Origin of the sequence: Pontibacter harenae (assembly GCF_020907245.1) — a bacterium.
In the GTDB taxonomy this organism is placed as follows: domain Bacteria; phylum Bacteroidota; class Bacteroidia; order Cytophagales; family Hymenobacteraceae; genus Pontibacter; species Pontibacter harenae.
Genome location: NZ_JAJJWH010000062.1, coordinates 1 through 15,913 on the forward strand (window position 1 = coordinate 1; position 15,913 = coordinate 15,913).

The 15,913-nt window shown below is 45.4% G+C and carries 17 protein-coding genes and 1 pseudogene; 9 read left to right on the plus strand and 9 right to left on the minus strand.

Features of this window, described 5'->3' with window-relative positions; all coding sequences use genetic code 11:
* Positions 1 to 34: 34 nt before the first annotated feature.
* Together LN893_RS19005 and LN893_RS19010 are read left to right on the plus strand one after the other, a co-directional pair.
* A pseudogene (locus LN893_RS19005) lies at positions 35 to 373 on the plus strand (JAB domain-containing protein); the annotation flags it as partial.
* A gap of 78 nt (positions 374 to 451) precedes the next feature.
* Entirely contained in the window at positions 452 to 844 is a 393-nt protein-coding gene (locus LN893_RS19010) for a four helix bundle protein (RefSeq protein WP_229972851.1), read from the plus strand.
* 36 nt (positions 845 to 880) lie between these two features.
* Here LN893_RS19010 and LN893_RS19015 read toward each other — a convergent pair whose 3' ends face one another.
* From LN893_RS19015 to LN893_RS19045, 7 genes are all read right to left on the minus strand, one after another.
* The gene (locus LN893_RS19015) at positions 881 to 1,078 is read right to left on the minus strand and encodes a YwbE family protein (RefSeq protein ID WP_229972853.1); all 198 of its coding nucleotides are present in this window, start codon (positions 1,076 to 1,078) and stop codon (positions 881 to 883) included.
* An 8-nt stretch (positions 1,079 to 1,086) separates the two neighbouring features.
* Entirely contained in the window at positions 1,087 to 1,230 is a 144-nt protein-coding gene (locus LN893_RS19020; protein WP_229972854.1) for a hypothetical protein, read from the minus strand.
* Positions 1,231 to 1,251: 21 nt separating this feature from the next.
* Positions 1,252 to 1,773 carry a hypothetical protein gene (locus tag LN893_RS19025; protein ID WP_229972855.1) on the minus strand — a complete coding sequence of 174 codons (522 nt, stop codon included), beginning with the start codon at positions 1,771 to 1,773 and terminating at the stop codon, positions 1,252 to 1,254.
* Positions 1,774 to 1,784: 11 nt separating this feature from the next.
* Positions 1,785 to 2,018 carry a hypothetical protein gene (locus LN893_RS19030; protein ID WP_229972856.1) on the minus strand — a complete coding sequence of 78 codons (234 nt, stop codon included), beginning with the start codon at positions 2,016 to 2,018 and terminating at the stop codon, positions 1,785 to 1,787.
* 98 nt (positions 2,019 to 2,116) lie between these two features.
* Positions 2,117 to 2,728, minus strand: coding sequence for a DJ-1/PfpI family protein (locus tag LN893_RS19035; RefSeq protein WP_229972857.1), 612 nt, complete (start codon positions 2,726 to 2,728; stop codon positions 2,117 to 2,119).
* 166 nt (positions 2,729 to 2,894) lie between these two features.
* Positions 2,895 to 5,627 (minus strand): TonB-dependent receptor, encoded by a 2,733-nt coding sequence (locus tag LN893_RS19040; RefSeq protein WP_229972859.1) that lies wholly within the window; start codon positions 5,625 to 5,627, stop codon positions 2,895 to 2,897.
* A gap of 262 nt (positions 5,628 to 5,889) precedes the next feature.
* The gene (locus LN893_RS19045; protein WP_229972861.1) at positions 5,890 to 6,603 is read right to left on the minus strand and encodes a hypothetical protein; all 714 of its coding nucleotides are present in this window, start codon (positions 6,601 to 6,603) and stop codon (positions 5,890 to 5,892) included.
* Between the two features lie 179 nt (positions 6,604 to 6,782).
* On the opposite strand from LN893_RS19045, the gene LN893_RS19050 reads away from it, so the two are divergent.
* The 5 genes from LN893_RS19050 to rny all read left to right on the plus strand — a co-directional run bounded on the left by LN893_RS19050 (position 6,783) and on the right by rny (position 12,462).
* Complete coding sequence (locus tag LN893_RS19050; RefSeq protein WP_229972863.1) at positions 6,783 to 7,400, plus strand: DUF1684 domain-containing protein; 618 nt, start codon at positions 6,783 to 6,785, stop codon at positions 7,398 to 7,400.
* Positions 7,401 to 7,645: 245 nt separating this feature from the next.
* Positions 7,646 to 10,060 (plus strand): phenylalanine--tRNA ligase subunit beta, encoded by a 2,415-nt coding sequence (gene pheT, locus LN893_RS19055; protein ID WP_229972865.1) that lies wholly within the window; start codon positions 7,646 to 7,648, stop codon positions 10,058 to 10,060.
* A gap of 4 nt (positions 10,061 to 10,064) precedes the next feature.
* On the plus strand, positions 10,065 to 10,361 hold the full coding sequence (locus LN893_RS19060; RefSeq protein ID WP_229972867.1) for a hypothetical protein: 297 nt from the start codon (positions 10,065 to 10,067) through the stop codon (positions 10,359 to 10,361).
* Positions 10,362 to 10,459: 98 nt separating this feature from the next.
* Positions 10,460 to 10,744 carry a cell division protein ZapA gene (locus LN893_RS19065; RefSeq protein ID WP_229972869.1) on the plus strand — a complete coding sequence of 95 codons (285 nt, stop codon included), beginning with the start codon at positions 10,460 to 10,462 and terminating at the stop codon, positions 10,742 to 10,744.
* Positions 10,745 to 10,863: 119 nt separating this feature from the next.
* Positions 10,864 to 12,462: a ribonuclease Y gene (rny, locus tag LN893_RS19070; RefSeq protein ID WP_229972871.1), complete on the plus strand. Its 1,599-nt coding sequence runs from the start codon at positions 10,864 to 10,866 to the stop codon at positions 12,460 to 12,462.
* Positions 12,463 to 12,472: 10 nt separating this feature from the next.
* Here rny and LN893_RS20625 read toward each other — a convergent pair whose 3' ends face one another.
* A complete protein-coding gene (locus LN893_RS20625; RefSeq protein WP_255710121.1) occupies positions 12,473 to 12,604 on the minus strand; it encodes a hypothetical protein in 132 nt (43 codons plus the stop codon).
* Between the two features lie 406 nt (positions 12,605 to 13,010).
* Between LN893_RS20625 and proB the strand changes: the two genes are divergently transcribed.
* Positions 13,011 to 14,099, plus strand: coding sequence for a glutamate 5-kinase (gene proB / locus LN893_RS19075; RefSeq protein WP_229972873.1), 1,089 nt, complete (start codon positions 13,011 to 13,013; stop codon positions 14,097 to 14,099).
* Between the two features lie 95 nt (positions 14,100 to 14,194).
* On the opposite strand, the gene LN893_RS19080 is transcribed toward proB, so the two are convergent.
* Positions 14,195 to 14,668 (minus strand): Dps family protein, encoded by a 474-nt coding sequence (locus tag LN893_RS19080; protein ID WP_229972875.1) that lies wholly within the window; start codon positions 14,666 to 14,668, stop codon positions 14,195 to 14,197.
* Positions 14,669 to 14,850: 182 nt separating this feature from the next.
* Here LN893_RS19080 and LN893_RS19085 point away from each other — a divergent pair, with 182 nt between their 5' ends.
* A complete protein-coding gene (locus tag LN893_RS19085) occupies positions 14,851 to 15,795 on the plus strand; it encodes a hydrogen peroxide-inducible genes activator (protein WP_229972877.1) in 945 nt (314 codons plus the stop codon).
* Positions 15,796 to 15,913 lie beyond the last annotated feature (118 nt).

The window sequence follows — 15,913 nt, forward strand, 5'->3', positions numbered from 1 at the left end:
ATAACGCTAATAAAGTTGCTTTTTAACACAGTTCATAAAGCCGCAACTGCTCGACCTGCCACACGAAGAGTTCTGGATTATACTGCTGAACCGTGCTAACATAGTGATGCGCAAAGAAAGCATCAGCATAGGCGGTGTGGCGGGCACTGTAGCCGACCCAAAAATCATCTTTAAGAAAGCGCTGGAACAGCTGGCAAGCTCTATCATCCTGGTACACAACCACCCCAGCGGCAACACCAAACCCAGCGCCGCCGACATCGCTCTAACCAAAAAAGTAAAAGAAGCAGGCCAGTTCCTGGATCTCCCCGTCCTGGACCACATCATCTTTACCGACAACGACTACTATAGCTTTGCTGACGAAGGAGTTTTGTGAGTTAGAGATTTAGAGAGTTTAGGCGTTAGAGAGTTGTTTTAAGTTTGGGAGGTAGAAAGTTAGAAGGTTAAAAAGTTGATGGGAAGAGTTGGGATGGTGGAGGAGAGGTTAAGTAATTTTGAGTTTGCAGAGGCTTTTAAGCGGCGCATTAAAGCTTTTGCTTTACGCGTGATTAAGCTTTATCAAGCTTTGCCACAAAAGATGGAGGCGCAGATTGTGGGGAAGCAGTTGCTGCGAGCGGCTACAGCAGTAGCTGCAAATTACCGTGCAGCTTGCAGGGCAAGGTCAAGAGCTGAATTTGCGGCTAAAATTGGTATTGTGTTAGAAGAAGCAGATGAGTCGCTGTTTTGGCTTGAAATACTGGAGGAGGCAAATATCTTTCCTGCTTCAAAGTTGCAAGACCTAAAGCAGGAAGCTGATGAACTAACAGCTATACTTACGCGCATCAGAAAATCAGCAGCAACAAAATAACTCTTTAACTCCCAAACCCTCTAACTCACTAACTCTCTAACTCTCCAAGATTTCCTTCACTCTGCCGACCTCGCCAGTTTCTAGTCTGACTTTTATACCGTGGGGATGGTTGGGGGAGTTGGTGAGGATATCCTGCACGTAGCCTTCGGTCAGGTCGCCAGTGCGTTGGTCTTCCTTCAGCACAATGTTTACATGCAGGCCTGGTTTTATGTTGGCACGTTTTCTACCGTCCATATCTGCTGCTATGATTTTATTTTTTTCAGTAAACGTGGTGTGTACTTGATAATTGCTCCTAAGGCTGCGCCTACGACAAAGGCTACTAAAAAGCTCTGAAGCTCCGCAATGTCAGCTTTTAGCAGGAGTAGCTGTAGTATAGAAGTGGTCATGCAAGTATGGTTAGTGGTGGGTTATTTCTTTGTGATGATGTGCAGGTATCTTTCGTTTTCATTCAAGCTGTAGCGGTGAGGTGCAGTAACATCCTGAGGCCCTGCTTCTACTTTCCCTATCTGGCTAATATCGGCTAGAATAAGCTCTGGTTTCACCATCGCGCCATCGACTAAAACTTTCAGGTTCCGCTGCGATGCTGGCACTTTAAAATAATCTAGTACCTGCTCTAAACTAACCAACTGTATGTTGCCTGCAGTGCTTGCCAGCACGACACCTCCCTCAGCCTTGTTGCCATACTTTTCAGTAGCTTCGGCATCTTTCAGTATCGCATCTACTTTTAAATTTGCATCATCTATAATCAATGCGTTGCGGCTGGTTTCCTGGTTGTTTACCAACAAAAGCGGTCTGCTGTCAGGTATACTTGCCTGTCTTGTAATTGAAGGAGTAAGGTCATCAACAGAAGGAGCCAATTGCTGGGCTGATAGCGTAAAGCTGCTGGCGCAGACAAGTATGAAAGCGGGTAAGATAAAGCTCTTTTTCATAGTAACACAGTTTAGTCGTTTTGCATGCGCCTTACCTTCTGCTGGATATGCTGGTTTTGCCGCTCCATGTCGTTGGCGTGCTTCATGTACATAAATATAGCAATTATTCCGGCAATATGGCCAGCTAATACCAAGTATAAACCAAGGAAGTTTTCTGACCAGTTCATAAATTTGATAAGAGTGCCGCAGGTAACAAGTAAGGCTGCAATAGAGAAGAGTAGTTTTTCTATGGATCTTTGCTTCATAAAGCTCTGATTTAGTAAAACATAACGCTATACCCAAGCATACATATTGTAATGCTGCTTAGGTATAGCGTGTAAAAATTGGAATAGTTACATTGGGTCTAGGCTTCAGCTAAAGCAGCAGCTTTTCCGAGCTCTATTTTAGTGCCCAATACATCTAAAAATGCCTTGATGAATTTAGGATGCCCTGGCCAGGCTGGCGATGTGACTAAGTTGCCATCCACAACGGCTTCGGTTGCCTCCACGGCTACAAAGGTACCGCCTGAAAGCTCTACCTCTGGGCCAACAGCAGGGTAAGCGGTAAGTCTTCTGCCTTCTACCACACGGGCAGCAGTTAGTATCTGGATGCCGTGGCAAACAGCGGCTAAGGGTTTGTTGTTCTCAGCGAAATATCTGGTAATTTCCAGCACCCGCTCGTTTAGGCGCAGGTACTCTGGCGCACGGCCTCCTGCAATTACCAGCCCTTCGTAATCGGCAGGGTTTACATCATCAAAAGTATAAGTCAGCTGAAAGTTATGTCCTGGCTTTTCGGAATAAGTCTGGTCACCCTCGAAATCGTGGATAGCAGTTTTAATCATTTCGCCTTTCTTTTTACCAGGGCAAACAGCATGTACTTCGTAACCCACCATCAGCAGCATCTGGAAAGGCACCATCGTTTCGTAATCTTCGGCAAAGTCGCCTGTCAGGAAGAGGATTTTCTTTGAGTTTTCCATAGTAATCTGATTTATAGGTTTATAAATGTAATGGTCTGGCAAAAACTTTTAAAGGTTAATTCCCCTGTTGATTTAAAGATAGGAAATATCTTCTTGATTTGACAGTAGTTAAGCGATTATGATACAATGTTTTAGTGGTGGTGTATGGTAATTATACATCTGGGTATCAAAGCTTTTTATTTACTTCAAACTGATGCTTGCCTGTGCCTACAGCGCCTGTTGCAGCCATACCCTCGCAGGTGGTGGTAAAGCTGGTAACATCATCAGATGTGAAAAAAGTTAACTCTGCCTTACCTTCTGCATCTGTTAGCAAAGAGGGTTGCCAGTGCAGGGTATTGCGGTAGTCGGGCAGGTTGTGTCGCTCATCAGCCACATCGTAGCGGGGCACGTAAAACTCTTTTGCCTTATAGTAGCCAGGCAGTTTAAAGCTGATGGCACCTGGCGCAGGAGTTTTGCTGATGTCGTAGTTAGGGTTTCCTCTTTTGGTGTATAACAGAATAACACCACTGCCTCCCTGCCTGTAGACAGAGGCGTTGGCTCCTTTTAGGACTTCTATCGTTTCTATATCTGTTGGCGAGAGCATCTGGACCATATCCAGTTCAACAGGCATACCATCGAGGAGGAACTGTGGTGTTCCTCCTCCTCTGATAGATACACTCATGTTCATACCAGAACCTACTACCTGTACGCCTGCCACCTTGTATAGGTACTGCAGCACGTTAGGGTAATACACCTTCTCGTTTTCCAGGTTGATAATGGCGTCTGTAAACTCTTTTGAGTGCCATTTTCTTAGGTCTGGTTCTGCTTTTTTGGCCGTCACCTGTACCTCTTTCAATAAAATCTCGCCTGAGGCTACACGAAAAGCTCTGTCGCTTTGTGCCCATTTGGCCATTTTGTTCATGTAAGACTCGCTTAGCTTGCTATACTCATAGGCATCTGCAAAAGTAGAAAAGGCTGGTGGGGGAGGTGTAAGTGCATCCTGTTTTACTATCAGGTTATCGCCGCCTTTTTGGGTCCTGGCCTGAACAAACACATTCAAAGTATCATGGTAATGGAGCCCATGCAGGTAAAAGCGTCCATCCTCCGTTGTCTCGGCCATGGATATAGCAGGTATGTTCTCCTCGGCCATACGGTCCTTCTTAAAGAACAAAGAGAGGTTAGTTTTGCCAACTGTTTTCTTTTTGTTAAACTCTCGTTCCACAACGCCCGAAATGCTGATATTCTGCTCTATAGGAAACTTGTATGGAGGGAATTTGTCCTGTAAGATATCTGCCCAACTGAAGCGCCTCCAGCCCTGCGTCATCAGAAGCAGGTCGAGGTGCTGTGTTGCGTCAGGATTATTTTTATCAAAATAGTGGGCAGGTTGCTCAATGTTGCCTTTCAATTCGCTACTCAAAAAGAAGTAGGTATAGATATTTTCTGGGTTAGGAGTGGGGACAGGTGTGTCGAGGGCATCGTGAACTGCTAACGAAAAATTCCCTTTTACAGGATTGCCAGCGGTATCCTGCACTTTCACCTTCATGCTTACTTTTTCCCGCTGCCCGTACACCTGCTTATCGGTAGTGATGGCAATGTTCAGCTTTTCTGGCTGGCGTACAAAGGCAAGTCTTTCGGCTAATGGTTGGCCAGCACCGTTGAAGACAGTAAAACTTACTAAACCTGTAGGAAACTTATCTGTAGGTATGTTCGTGGCTATTCCATCGTTGCCAACAAGCGCTTTGGCTGCGAAAAAGATGTTTCCTTCGGCGTGTGCTACAATAAAGGTGCTGTCTTGTGCGGATCGGCTCAAGGTGTTAGCTAGTGTAAGCCGTACACCGCTTTTCCCCAGTTGGTAGAGGCTCATGACGATTCCTTTATCTAATGCCTGGGGCAAGGGAAAAGATGCAGTGGATTTACCTTTTTCTTCTAAGCGTGCTTCATACGTTTTACCTTGCTCTGGCTTCATCACAATCATGCCCATGCCCAGGTGCTTGCTTTTGAAGTCAGCTACTCTGTTTCCTAAATTATCATAAATACCGCCTGCAACGTCTGTTCCTTTGCCTGTTATATCCACGGCCTTGAACGCTACCTTCGATACCAGCCCGTTTACCAGGTTGCCGCCTTCTGGGAAGAACTGTAGGTCGAGGTTGCGTTTGCCTATTGGCAGGTTATAGGTTTTGCTGAAGTCTTCACCTTCGGCATCAGAAGTCACATAAAGTATGGCCTGCTCTATGCTTTTGTCCTTAGGCCTTTCTAGATTCAGCACCAGTTCTGCAGCACCTTTATCATCTGTTTGCAGACGCTGCTTTTTATGCTTTTTACCGTCTATCTCCAGTTGGTAGGTTAGTGGCAACTGCTTTGCTGGCTCAAAGGGCAGTTTGTAGAAGTGCAGCGTAGCCGTTAGAGAATCGCCGTTGGCATAGGGATGCGTGTTAAAAGAAATGCCAGCTTTCAGATCATCCCTATCAGGCTTGGTTATATTGATTTCGCGTGAAAAGAAGTAGTCAGGACTGAAGTTGCGCATCCAGTTGGTATAGGCTCTGAGCTGATAAGTACCCTCGGCTAAGGTATCAGGAAGGTAAATGTCACCGTTGGCTGTGCCACCAGTTGCCTCTAATCTTCTATTAAAAAGTATTTTGTTTTTCGGGCTGATCAGATCGACATATACTATCTTGTTTAGTGTGTCGATAGGTGTTTTAGGGGACAAGGTGAGATAGGTTTTAAACCAGATGGTTTCGCCAATGCTATACAGCGGCTTGTCCTGGTGAATGTAGATCTTGCCCTGAGGATAGTTGCTGTAGAAAACCTCCAGTTTAGCAGCTAGCTTTTTCAGCAAATCGCCATCGGCCAGCTTAGGTTTAAAGGCAAAAACAAAAAAAATGAGAGGAAGAAGGAGCAGGAAGAGCTTGAGCTTTTTCATGGAGGAAGCACCGCATTAAGTTTGTAAGAGGAAAAGGTGCTTATCAATATAAAAAAAATATTATGTATTGACGTTAAAACAACGAAAAATATAGCGGGGTTTAGGAATGCACGGATGAAATCAGTCTACTTGTACCGTAGCAAAACTGCGCTGGTAGGTTATTCCAGTCTGAACGCACTGGCGCGAATCTCCAAAAGCTACGATCAATATAAAGGAACGTAAACCCTTTGTAGATTTTGGTCTAATAGTTAATGGTAAGCTTTTAGCTATTTTTATTGGCAGGAGACTTTTCTTTTATTGCATCAATGATCCTGTCGATTTCCGCTAAAATGGTTATAATATAATTCCAAGAGCCTCTTAACTCAGCATATTCTATTTTGTCAAATGGGTTCTGCATAAAAGAATACTTTCTTAAAGAGCCAAAGCGATGTACTTCTGGGGTCCTAAAATTGTCGTCAAACTTTTGAATATGCTCTAAAATTTGGTCAACAAAACCTTTGTCTAAGAAGCTAACACCTTGTGATAAATTCCGAAAAGCTTTCTTTCTGCTTTTGGAAGAATTATATTTATTATATAATTCTTCAGAACTAATCAATAAAAGAACACCCATTATTTTGTCCCACATGGCTCTGTAGCGTGGAATATAATTGGCATTATGACGATGAATCTCAAGTCTTGAATTAAATAAAGTAGGATTATCTAATATACTTTCATTAACTGAAAGCTTCATAGAGTTTTGCTCATTCCAATGAGCCCCTGAGAAAAAACTATCTAAAAGTAATAAAGCAAAATTTATTTTCAGGTCAACTAAGGCATAAAATACACGAAAACCATGACTGCCAAATGGTACAAGTTTATTAAATGCTTTAACGATGTCAATAAATGGTAGGTCTGCACCAGTATGTTGTTTTGTATAAACTGCAATCAATGCTTGTAACTTCTCCGCATCTTCTTTGGTTTTGATTTGGTCTGTCATTATAGTATTTCAGTCAGTTAACTTAAAAGTTAAAATACACGTGAATCATTGCCAAATATAACAGCTAAACAAAATAAAGCTATGATTATAATAGATTAACAAAAAGTACAAGTTTGCTACTCCTGTACTTTCCCGACCAAAAATTTCCGAACTTTGCCAAAGTATAAGTAGTTACGTTTATGCAAAAATCTATTAAGCTGATCATATTTGCGGGCATCGCGCTGGTGCTGGTTTATTTTGTAAGGGAATCCTTCTTTAACGACGACAACTATCTGCTTCCGCTCCAGAAAGAACGCGAGAATAAAGACCTGTCTTTCCGAAGCAGGGCAAATACACCTTTTGATGAAGAAGGCCATCGCACTTTTAAGAACCTGGTATACTACGAGCCAAACCTCGATTACCGCGTGTCGGCCAAAATGGAGAAGTTTCAGCAGCAGGACACCCTGCACATGCCCATGACGAACGGCACCACCGAAGCCTATTTACGTTATGCCCAAGCCACCTTTGAACTGGAAAATCAGCCGCAGCGCCTCACACTTTACAAGAAAGTAGACGGTGAAAACGAGGAGCTTTTTGTGCCTTTCACCGATAAAACTAACGGCTTTGAGACCTATGGCGGCGGCCGTTTCCTGGATGTTCCTTTTAAAGAGGATGCCAAAACCGTGGTGCTGGATTTTAACCGAGCCTACAGCCCCTTCTGCGCCTACAATCCCGACTATGTTTGCCCACTGCCCCCGCGAGAGAATAACTTAACGGTAGCGATACCCGCTGGAGAGAAAAGTTACGGGGAACATTAATATTTGAGACGCAAGACATAAGACACAGGACAAGGAAGTAAAGAAGATTTTACCGTTGAGGTAATATTGACCAAGCTTACGCTGGAAGATTCTATCCTTGTGTAAAGAAGCACTTAAAACTCATATTTGCACAAAAGTCTTGTGTCTTATGTCCTGTGTCTTGCGTCTCCATCAAAAATATCCTTAATTTTGAAAAACCTTAGCCTTGTTTGAACGGGCTATACTTTTAAATCAACAGAAAAAACATGCTGATTTCATTCGACTGGCTGAAACAACTGATTAACATAGATAAACCTGCTGAAGAAGTAGGCGTTTTGCTGACAGGCGCTGGCCTGGAGGTAGAAGGGATACATACCATAGAAGCAGTACAGGGCGGCCTAGCGGGCATCGTAATAGGAGAGGTGCTGACCTGTGAGTGCCACCCTGACGCAGACCGACTGAACATAACGACGGTAGATATCGGAGTTGGTGAACCTAGCCAGATTGTGTGTGGTGCGCCTAACGTAGCGGCTGGCCAGAAAGTGGTGGTGGCTACGGTAAACAGTACTTTATACCCAACAGGCGGCGAGGCTTTCAAAATAAAGAAGTCAAAAATTCGTGGGGCTGTTTCGGAGGGGATGATCTGTGCCGAGGATGAAATAGGCATTGGGGTTTCGCATGCGGGTATTATGGTGCTGGATACGGAGCTGCCAAACGGTACGCCTGCAGCCGAGTATTTCGGCTTGAACTCAGACAGCGTTTTTGAAATCGGTCTGACGCCGAACCGTGCCGATGCCGCTTCGCATTACGGCGTGGCCCGCGACTTGCAGGCGCTGACGGATGCGAAAGCTACTTTGCCAAGTGTAGATGATTTTAAAGTAAACAACACTTCGCGCCCGATTGCGGTGGAGGTGGAGAACACCGAGGCTTGTCCGCGTTATGCTGGTGTAACGGTTTCAGGTATAAAAGTGGGGCCATCGGCAGAGTGGCTGCAGAAGCGTTTGCGTGCCATCGGTTTGTCGCCGATAAACAACGTGGTGGACGTAACTAATTATGTGCTGCACGAACTGGGGCAGCCGCTGCATGCCTTCGATACTGCCAAAATAAAAGGCGATAAGATCGTTGTAAAAAATGTAGCCGAAGGAACTCCGTTCATAACGCTGGATGGCGTGGAACGCAAGCTAAAAGCATCAGATCTGATTATCTGCAATGCCGAAGAACCGATGGCGATAGCTGGTGTATTCGGTGGCAAGGAATCTGGTGTGTCAGATGAGACGACTTCCATCTTTATAGAAAGCGCTTATTTCTCGGCAGACTCAGTGCGCAAAACAGGTATGGTACACGGCCTCAAGACCGATGCTTCATTCCGTTTTGAGCGGGGCTCCGACCCGAACATGGTGCTGTATGCCCTGAAGCGTGCGGCGTTGCTGGTGCAGGAAGTAGCAGGCGGTGAGGTGTCTTCTGAAATAGTAGACATTTACCCCAACCCGATTCAGAATTTCGAGATCAACCTAAGTATAGCCCGTGCTCATACCTTAATAGGAAAAGAAATCGGTGCGGAGCGTATTAAAAGTATACTGACAGATTTAAGCATTGAGATAACAGGCGAAACAGACACGCACCTGGCGCTATCGGTGCCGCCGTATAAGGTGGATGTGAGGCGGGAGGCCGATGTGGTGGAGGAAATTCTGCGCATCTATGGTTTCAACAACATTGAGGTAAGCGAGCATATGTCGGCTACTTACCTGGCTAATTTCCCGAAGCCAGATCCCGAGCACATCACGCAAACTATACTTAGCTTTATCTCAGGCAACGGTTTCCACGAAATCATCACCAACTCCATCACGAACTCTAAATACTATACCGCAGCTGGCGATGAGGCTGGTTTGGTGAACGTAGTAAATTATAACTCCGAAGATCTGAATGTGCTGCGCAAGAGCATGGTGTTTTCGGGACTGGAGGTGCTGCGCCACAACATCAACCGCCGCCAGCGCGACCTGAAAATATACGAGTTAGGCAAAGTATACGAGCAGCAAGAGGACGGCAGCCACAAAGAAAGCCGCAAGCTGGCGCTGTATATGGTAGGCAACACTTCTGCCGAAAGCTGGCAACAGGCAAGCTCAAAAGCTACTTTCCATGATTTGGCTGGTGTGGTGCAGAACGTGCTACGCAAGCTGAATGCCGCTAACTTTGAATTGCAGCCGCTGGAGGCCAACTCATACCTGAAGCAAGGCATCGCCTACGTGAAAAACGGCACCGCCATTGCACAGCTGGGCCAGCTGGATGCTAAAGTTACCCGCTTTATGGAGGTGAAGGAGCAAGTGTGGTACGCGGAGCTGAACTGGGATTACCTCTTGAAGAAGTATAAAGACAACCTGGTGGCCGAAGAGCTGCCGAAGTTCCCTGAAGTACGCCGCGACTTGTCGCTGGTGCTGGACAAGAACATTACCTTCGATCAGGTGAAACAGACTGCCTTACGAACAGAGCGTAAGCTGCTGCAGGAGGTAAACGTGTTCGATGTGTACGAAGGAGACAAAATAGAGGCAGGCAAGAAAGCCTATGCTCTCAGCTTCACGTTGCTGGACAAACAGCAAACCCTGACCGATAAGGTGATTGACAGTACCATGAATCGCCTGATGCAACAATTTGAAAAACAACTGGGAGCTTTTATCCGCAAATAGTGTTATGCCAAAGGAAAAGCAACTTCAACAACTCCAGCATATTGAGAATAAGCTGCGCGGCCTTGTAAGCCGTTATGCTGAGCTACAGCAGAAGCTGGCGCGGGCACAGGAAGAGAATAAATTCCTGGAGGCGCTGGTAGAAGAGAAAGATCAGCAAATAAAAAATTTTCAAAATCAGGAGAATATTGTTAAAATTGTAGACACGATAGCAGGAAACACTGCAAATTCGACAGAGTTAAAGCTGAAGTTAAACGAATATATCCGAGAGATAGATAAGTGTATCGCTTATTTGCAGGATTAAAACTTTAGCATGTGCCTTTAAAGTATAGCTGCTGCTGAAGCACTTACGGGCATAACTAAACAGAAGTAAGTATTTAGAAACCATAAACTACGCAAAGGATGGGTGAATTATCCATAAAGATTCGCATCGCGGAACGCGAGTATCCGATGCGGGTGAAGGAAGAAGAGGAGGAAAGACTTCGTGTTGTTGGTAAGGTCTTAAACGAGCGTATTCGCTTTTACAAAGACCAGTTTGGTATACAGGATAAGCAGGATCTGCTGGCGATGGTAGCGTTTGAGACCATGGTGGAGAAGCTTAAACTGGAAGATGATAAAGGTGATCATCTGACCAAAGTGGGGCAACACCTGGATATTCTGGATGAACTTTTATCTTCGGTAAAGTAGAGTATAAGGCGCTGCGATAGCGCGATAAGCCCTCTCATACTTCGTTTTCGGCTTAGAGCCCAACCCTGTCTTTTGTAGGAGCCGCTATTCGTTTTTATAAACCATAAAAGCTTATAGTTATGTCCGATATTATTTACTATTTATTAACCGCCCTTGTGGCGCTCGGCGTGGGCGTTTTCATTGGGCGCATGCTGCTGCAGAGTGTATATAAGCAGGAGGAAGAGGCCGCCAGGCAAAAGGCGAAAGCCATTGTGCGTGAGGCCGAAATCAATGCCGAGAGCATCAAGAAAGACCGCATCCTGGAGGCAAAGGAGAAATACCTGAAGCTAAAGTCGGAGTTCGAGGAGGAGATGAACAAGAAAAAGAACATCATCATCCAGAACGAAAACAAGGTTAAGCAGCGCGACCAGCACCTGACCAAGCAGTTGGAGCAGGTTAAGAAACGCGAAGCTGAACTGGACAAGGAGAAGGAAACTTTGCTAGCACAGGTTGAGAAAGAGAAAGAAGCAGTGCATGCCCAGCAGGAGCAACTGAAGAAGCGCAAAGAAGAAGTAGAACAGCAGCACCAGGAGGTGGTTGGCCAACTGGAGAAAATTGCAGGACTTACCGCTTCTGAAGCCCGCGAGCAAATGGTGGAGGCCCTTAAGAACGAGGCGCAGACACAGGCATCTTCCCACATCAAAGACATTGTAGCCCAAGCCAAACTGACCGCTACAAAAGAAGCCAAGAAAATCGTTATCGAAACCATACAGCGTACGGCGGCAGAGCATGCCATCGAAAACTGTGTGTCCGTTTTCAACATCGAAAGCGACGATATCAAAGGAAAGATAATCGGTCGTGAAGGCCGTAACATACGTGCTTTAGAGGCAGCCACAGGTGTTGAAATCATCGTGGACGATACGCCTGAAGCTATCATTATCTCGGGTTTCGACCCTGTTCGCCGTGAGGTAGCACGTTTGTCGCTGCACCGCTTGGTAGCCGATGGTCGTATTCACCCTGCCAGAATTGAAGAGGTAGTAGCCAAAACCCGCAAGAACATCGACGAGGAGATTATCGAAATAGGGGAGCGTACTGCCATTGATTTAGGTATTCACGGACTGCACCCAGAGCTGATCAAGATGGTAGGCCGTATGCGTTTCCGTTCTTCTTATGGACAGAACCTGCTGCAGCACTCACGCGAGGTAGCTAACCTTTGCGCCACCATGGCTGCAGAACTTGGCCTGAACGTGAAGCATGCAAAACGTGCTGGTCTGCTACACGATATTGGTAAAGTAACGCCAGACGAGCCAGAATTGCCACACGCCATTATCGGTATGGAACTGGCGAAGAAGTATAAAGAGCATCCTGATGTTTGCAACGCCATAGGTGCCCACCACGATGAGGTGGAAATGACGGCTATGGTATCGCCACTGATACAGGCCTGCGACGCTATCTCTGGTTCAAGACCAGGTGCACGTCGTGAGATCATGGAGTCTTACATCAAGCGTCTGAAAGAATTAGAAGAGACTGCTGTTTCTTTTGAAGGTGTAAACCAGTGCTATGCCATTCAGGCGGGCCGCGAGTTGCGCGTAATGGTAGATGCCGATAACGTAACCGATGAGAAAGCCGCTCAGATTTCTTTCGATATCTCGCAGAAGATTGAGAAGGAAATGCAGTACCCTGGACAGATTAAAATTACTGTAATACGGGAGATGCGCGCCATCAGCTACGCCAAATAATTTAAAGAAATTAAATTAAGGTTAAAGCGCCTGCTGCATCTGTAGCAGGCGCTTTTTTTGCTTCCTCCTGCCCCTCCTTAAACCTTATCTTGGAGGTAGAAATGGGAGCTTGTCGGCTTATCCCTTTTACCTCCCTAATCATGCTTCAAGTTTTTAACTTGGAGCTTTCGATGGGGCAAGTTTTCAACTTGTGTGGCGAGATTTTAGGCATTGCATTTTTGCCAGTTACAAACTGGCCTCATGTAAAACCACAAGTTACGCTGTCGCTAAACTTACGGTATGGTCTATCTTTTTCTGTACAAGATTATCCTTAGATAAGGAGGGGGCAGGAGGAGTTAAATTTTTACTACAGTTGCTAGTCCTTCAGTAGGGTTAAAAAAAACAGCAGTTGTAGAATAGAAAGTTAATAAAATTTGATGTTGTTGTACTTAACCTAATGTTTAGAACCATCTTATAGTTGAAAAGAAAAGTTATTTTACATCTCATTCATGATTCATAATTTCTAGTTTTTAATTTGGCACAGCATTACTTCTGAATCAGCTAAAACCATGGCACTACCTTACAAAAGAATCATCATTAAAATAGGCTCTAACGTGCTCACACAGGCTGATGGCATGCCTGATGTGGCGCGCATACAGCACCTGGTGGACCAGATTGCCAATATAAAAGCGCAGGGAAAAGAGGTGATTGTAGTTTCGTCGGGAGCTGTGGCATCGGGGAGGAGCTTGGTAAAGGTGTCGGATAAGTTTGATGCGGTGGCGGCGCGGCAGCTGCTGGCGGCTGTGGGGCAGGTGAAGCTGATTAATACCTACTCTGAACTGTTTGAGAAACATGAACTGATCTGTGCGCAGGTGCTTGTAACAAAAGAGGATTTCCGCGACAGGCGACACTACAGCAACATGCAGCACTGCATCCAAACGCTGCTGCAACACAACATTGTGCCCATTGTGAACGAGAATGACGTGATTTCGGTAACGGAGCTGATGTTTACCGATAATGATGAGCTGGCGGGGCTTGTAGCTTCTATGTTGAATGCCGATGCGCTGGTTATACTTTCAAACGTGAACGGTATTTACAACGGAGATCCAAAGGATGCTGCCTCGGAAGTAATTCAGGAAATTGATAACAGTACCACAGGCTTCTCTAATTTCGTAACGACACAGCGGTCGCAGTTTGGTAGGGGCGGCATGATTACCAAGTGCCATATGGCCCGCAAGGTGGCGCAGCTGGGTATAACGGTTCATATTGCCAACGGCAAAACAGAAAACGTGCTGACGCGCCTGCTGAACGAAGAAGTAGTCAACACGAGATTCCTTCCTAAGAAAACGGCCTCAGGTAAAAAGAAATGGATTGCCCACTCGGAGAGCTATGCTAATGGAGTGGTGCAGGTAAACGAGGGAGCCAGGGCGGCTCTTACTTCTTCCAAAGCTACAAGTTTGCTGCTGGTTGGTGTTACAGGTATAAAAGATAGCTTCCAGAAAGGCGACATCATTAAAATTATAGATGAAAACGAAAAGCTGGTGGGGCTTGGCATAGCAGAGTACAGTTCGGAGAAAGCGCAGGAGCAGCTGGGGCAGAAAGACCTGAAGCCGCTAGTGCATTACGATTACCTATTCCTGATTCCAGAGATAGAATAAATAATGGAGCTGACAGTAAAGCAGCAAAACAAAAAGCGCCTGCGGAAACCTCAGGCGCTTTAGATATATAATTAAGCTGTATTTTGCAGTTTATTTTAGCTCAGGAAAGCATTCAGCATCCAAAGCGTCTTTTCGTTTTCGTTGATGTCTTCGCTTAGTAAAGCTACTGTACCTTCATCCCCTGTTTCGGAGGCCAGGCTTAAAACTTCCCGCTCAAGGTTCAGTAATATGCTTATGTTTTCGCGTGTGGCGGCAACGGCCTCTTTACCATCGCTTATATTGGCAAACTCTATGATGTTGGAGTGCTTGATATAATCTGAGAAAGTATGCAGTGGCTGTTGGCCTATTGTTAAAATCCGTTCGGCAATCGCATCTATTTTAGTAAGAGCAACATTGTAAAGTTCTTCAAACTTGTCGTGCAGCTGGAAAAAATATACACCCTTGATATTCCAGTGGAAACCGCGCAGGTTCTGATAATGCAGATGGTAATTCGCCAGCAGTTCATTCAGCTTTTGTGCTACCTGTTTGCTGTCTTCTTTTTCTAGTCCTATTTTATTTAAGTCGTTCATATCGTTATGTCGTGTCTTGATCTTATTTGTTGATACAAATATCGCTATACTGTCATTATCATTCAAATTGATTGTTTTTATGACGATATAGATATATTTGATAACTTGGTTGGTAGATAAAATAATTATTGTTTGAACTAACTAGCCATATTTGGTGGCTACACAATAAAAGGAAATTAAGTATGACCATTGTTCAGCTAGAATACCTGTTAGCAGTAGACACGCACAGGCACTTTGCCACAGCGGCAGACTCTTGTTTTGTAACCCAACCAACCCTGAGCATGCAGCTGCAGAAGCTGGAAGATGAATTGGGCGTGCAGCTGTTCGATAGAAGCCGTGTGCCCGTGAGGCCAACTGAGATTGGAAAAGAAGTGATTGCACAGGCTCGTATTGTAGTAACTGAGTCTAAAAAGCTGCAGGAGATTGTCCAGAACCAGAAGCAGGAGCTGTCTGGAGATTTGCGTATCGGAGTTATACCTACGCTGGCGCCTTACCTGATACCGTTGTTTATCACTTCTTTCCTGGAGAAGTACCCGCTGGTACGCGTAGTAGTGCAGGAGCTATTAACTGAAGAAATAGCAGAAAAGCTAAACCACGAGCTGCTGGATGTAGGCCTGCTAGTGACGCCGCTGGAAAATAAAAGCATTAAAGAACTGCCACTGTTCTACGAAGCATTTGTTGCTTACATAAATCCGCAGCATGAGTTGGCTAAAAGTAAGGAAATTGCCCCAGCGCAGCTGAACATTGAGGACCTGTGGGTGCTGAATGAAGGCCATTGTTTCCGTAGCCAGGTGTTGAATATCTGCAACCGTGGTGGCAAAGCCAGCACTCCCGAAGGCGGCTACCTCGACTATAGAAGCGGTTCATTAGAAACACTCAAGCGCATTGTGGAAACACAACACGGTCTCACGCTACTGCCAGAACTGTCGGTGCTAGATATGTCAGAGGAGAAGAAACAACTGATCAGGCAGTTTGAAGAGCCTCAACCGCTGCGGGAGGTAAGCTTAGTGGTACACCGCAGTTTCCTGAAGCGTAAGCTGATTGAGGCACTGAAGCAGGAAATTTTAGCCGCGATACCTAAACCTATCAGAGCAAGAGAAAAGCAGCAGGTGGTGGAGATAAAGTAGGGAATTCTATAGCCCCTCCTTGTATAAGAAATAATCTTGTAAGGGAAGATAGGCTTTATTTACTGGTGCGAGCTTATAGCCTTATCCTGTTTCATAACTTTTCTGCAAAGCGAGTTTA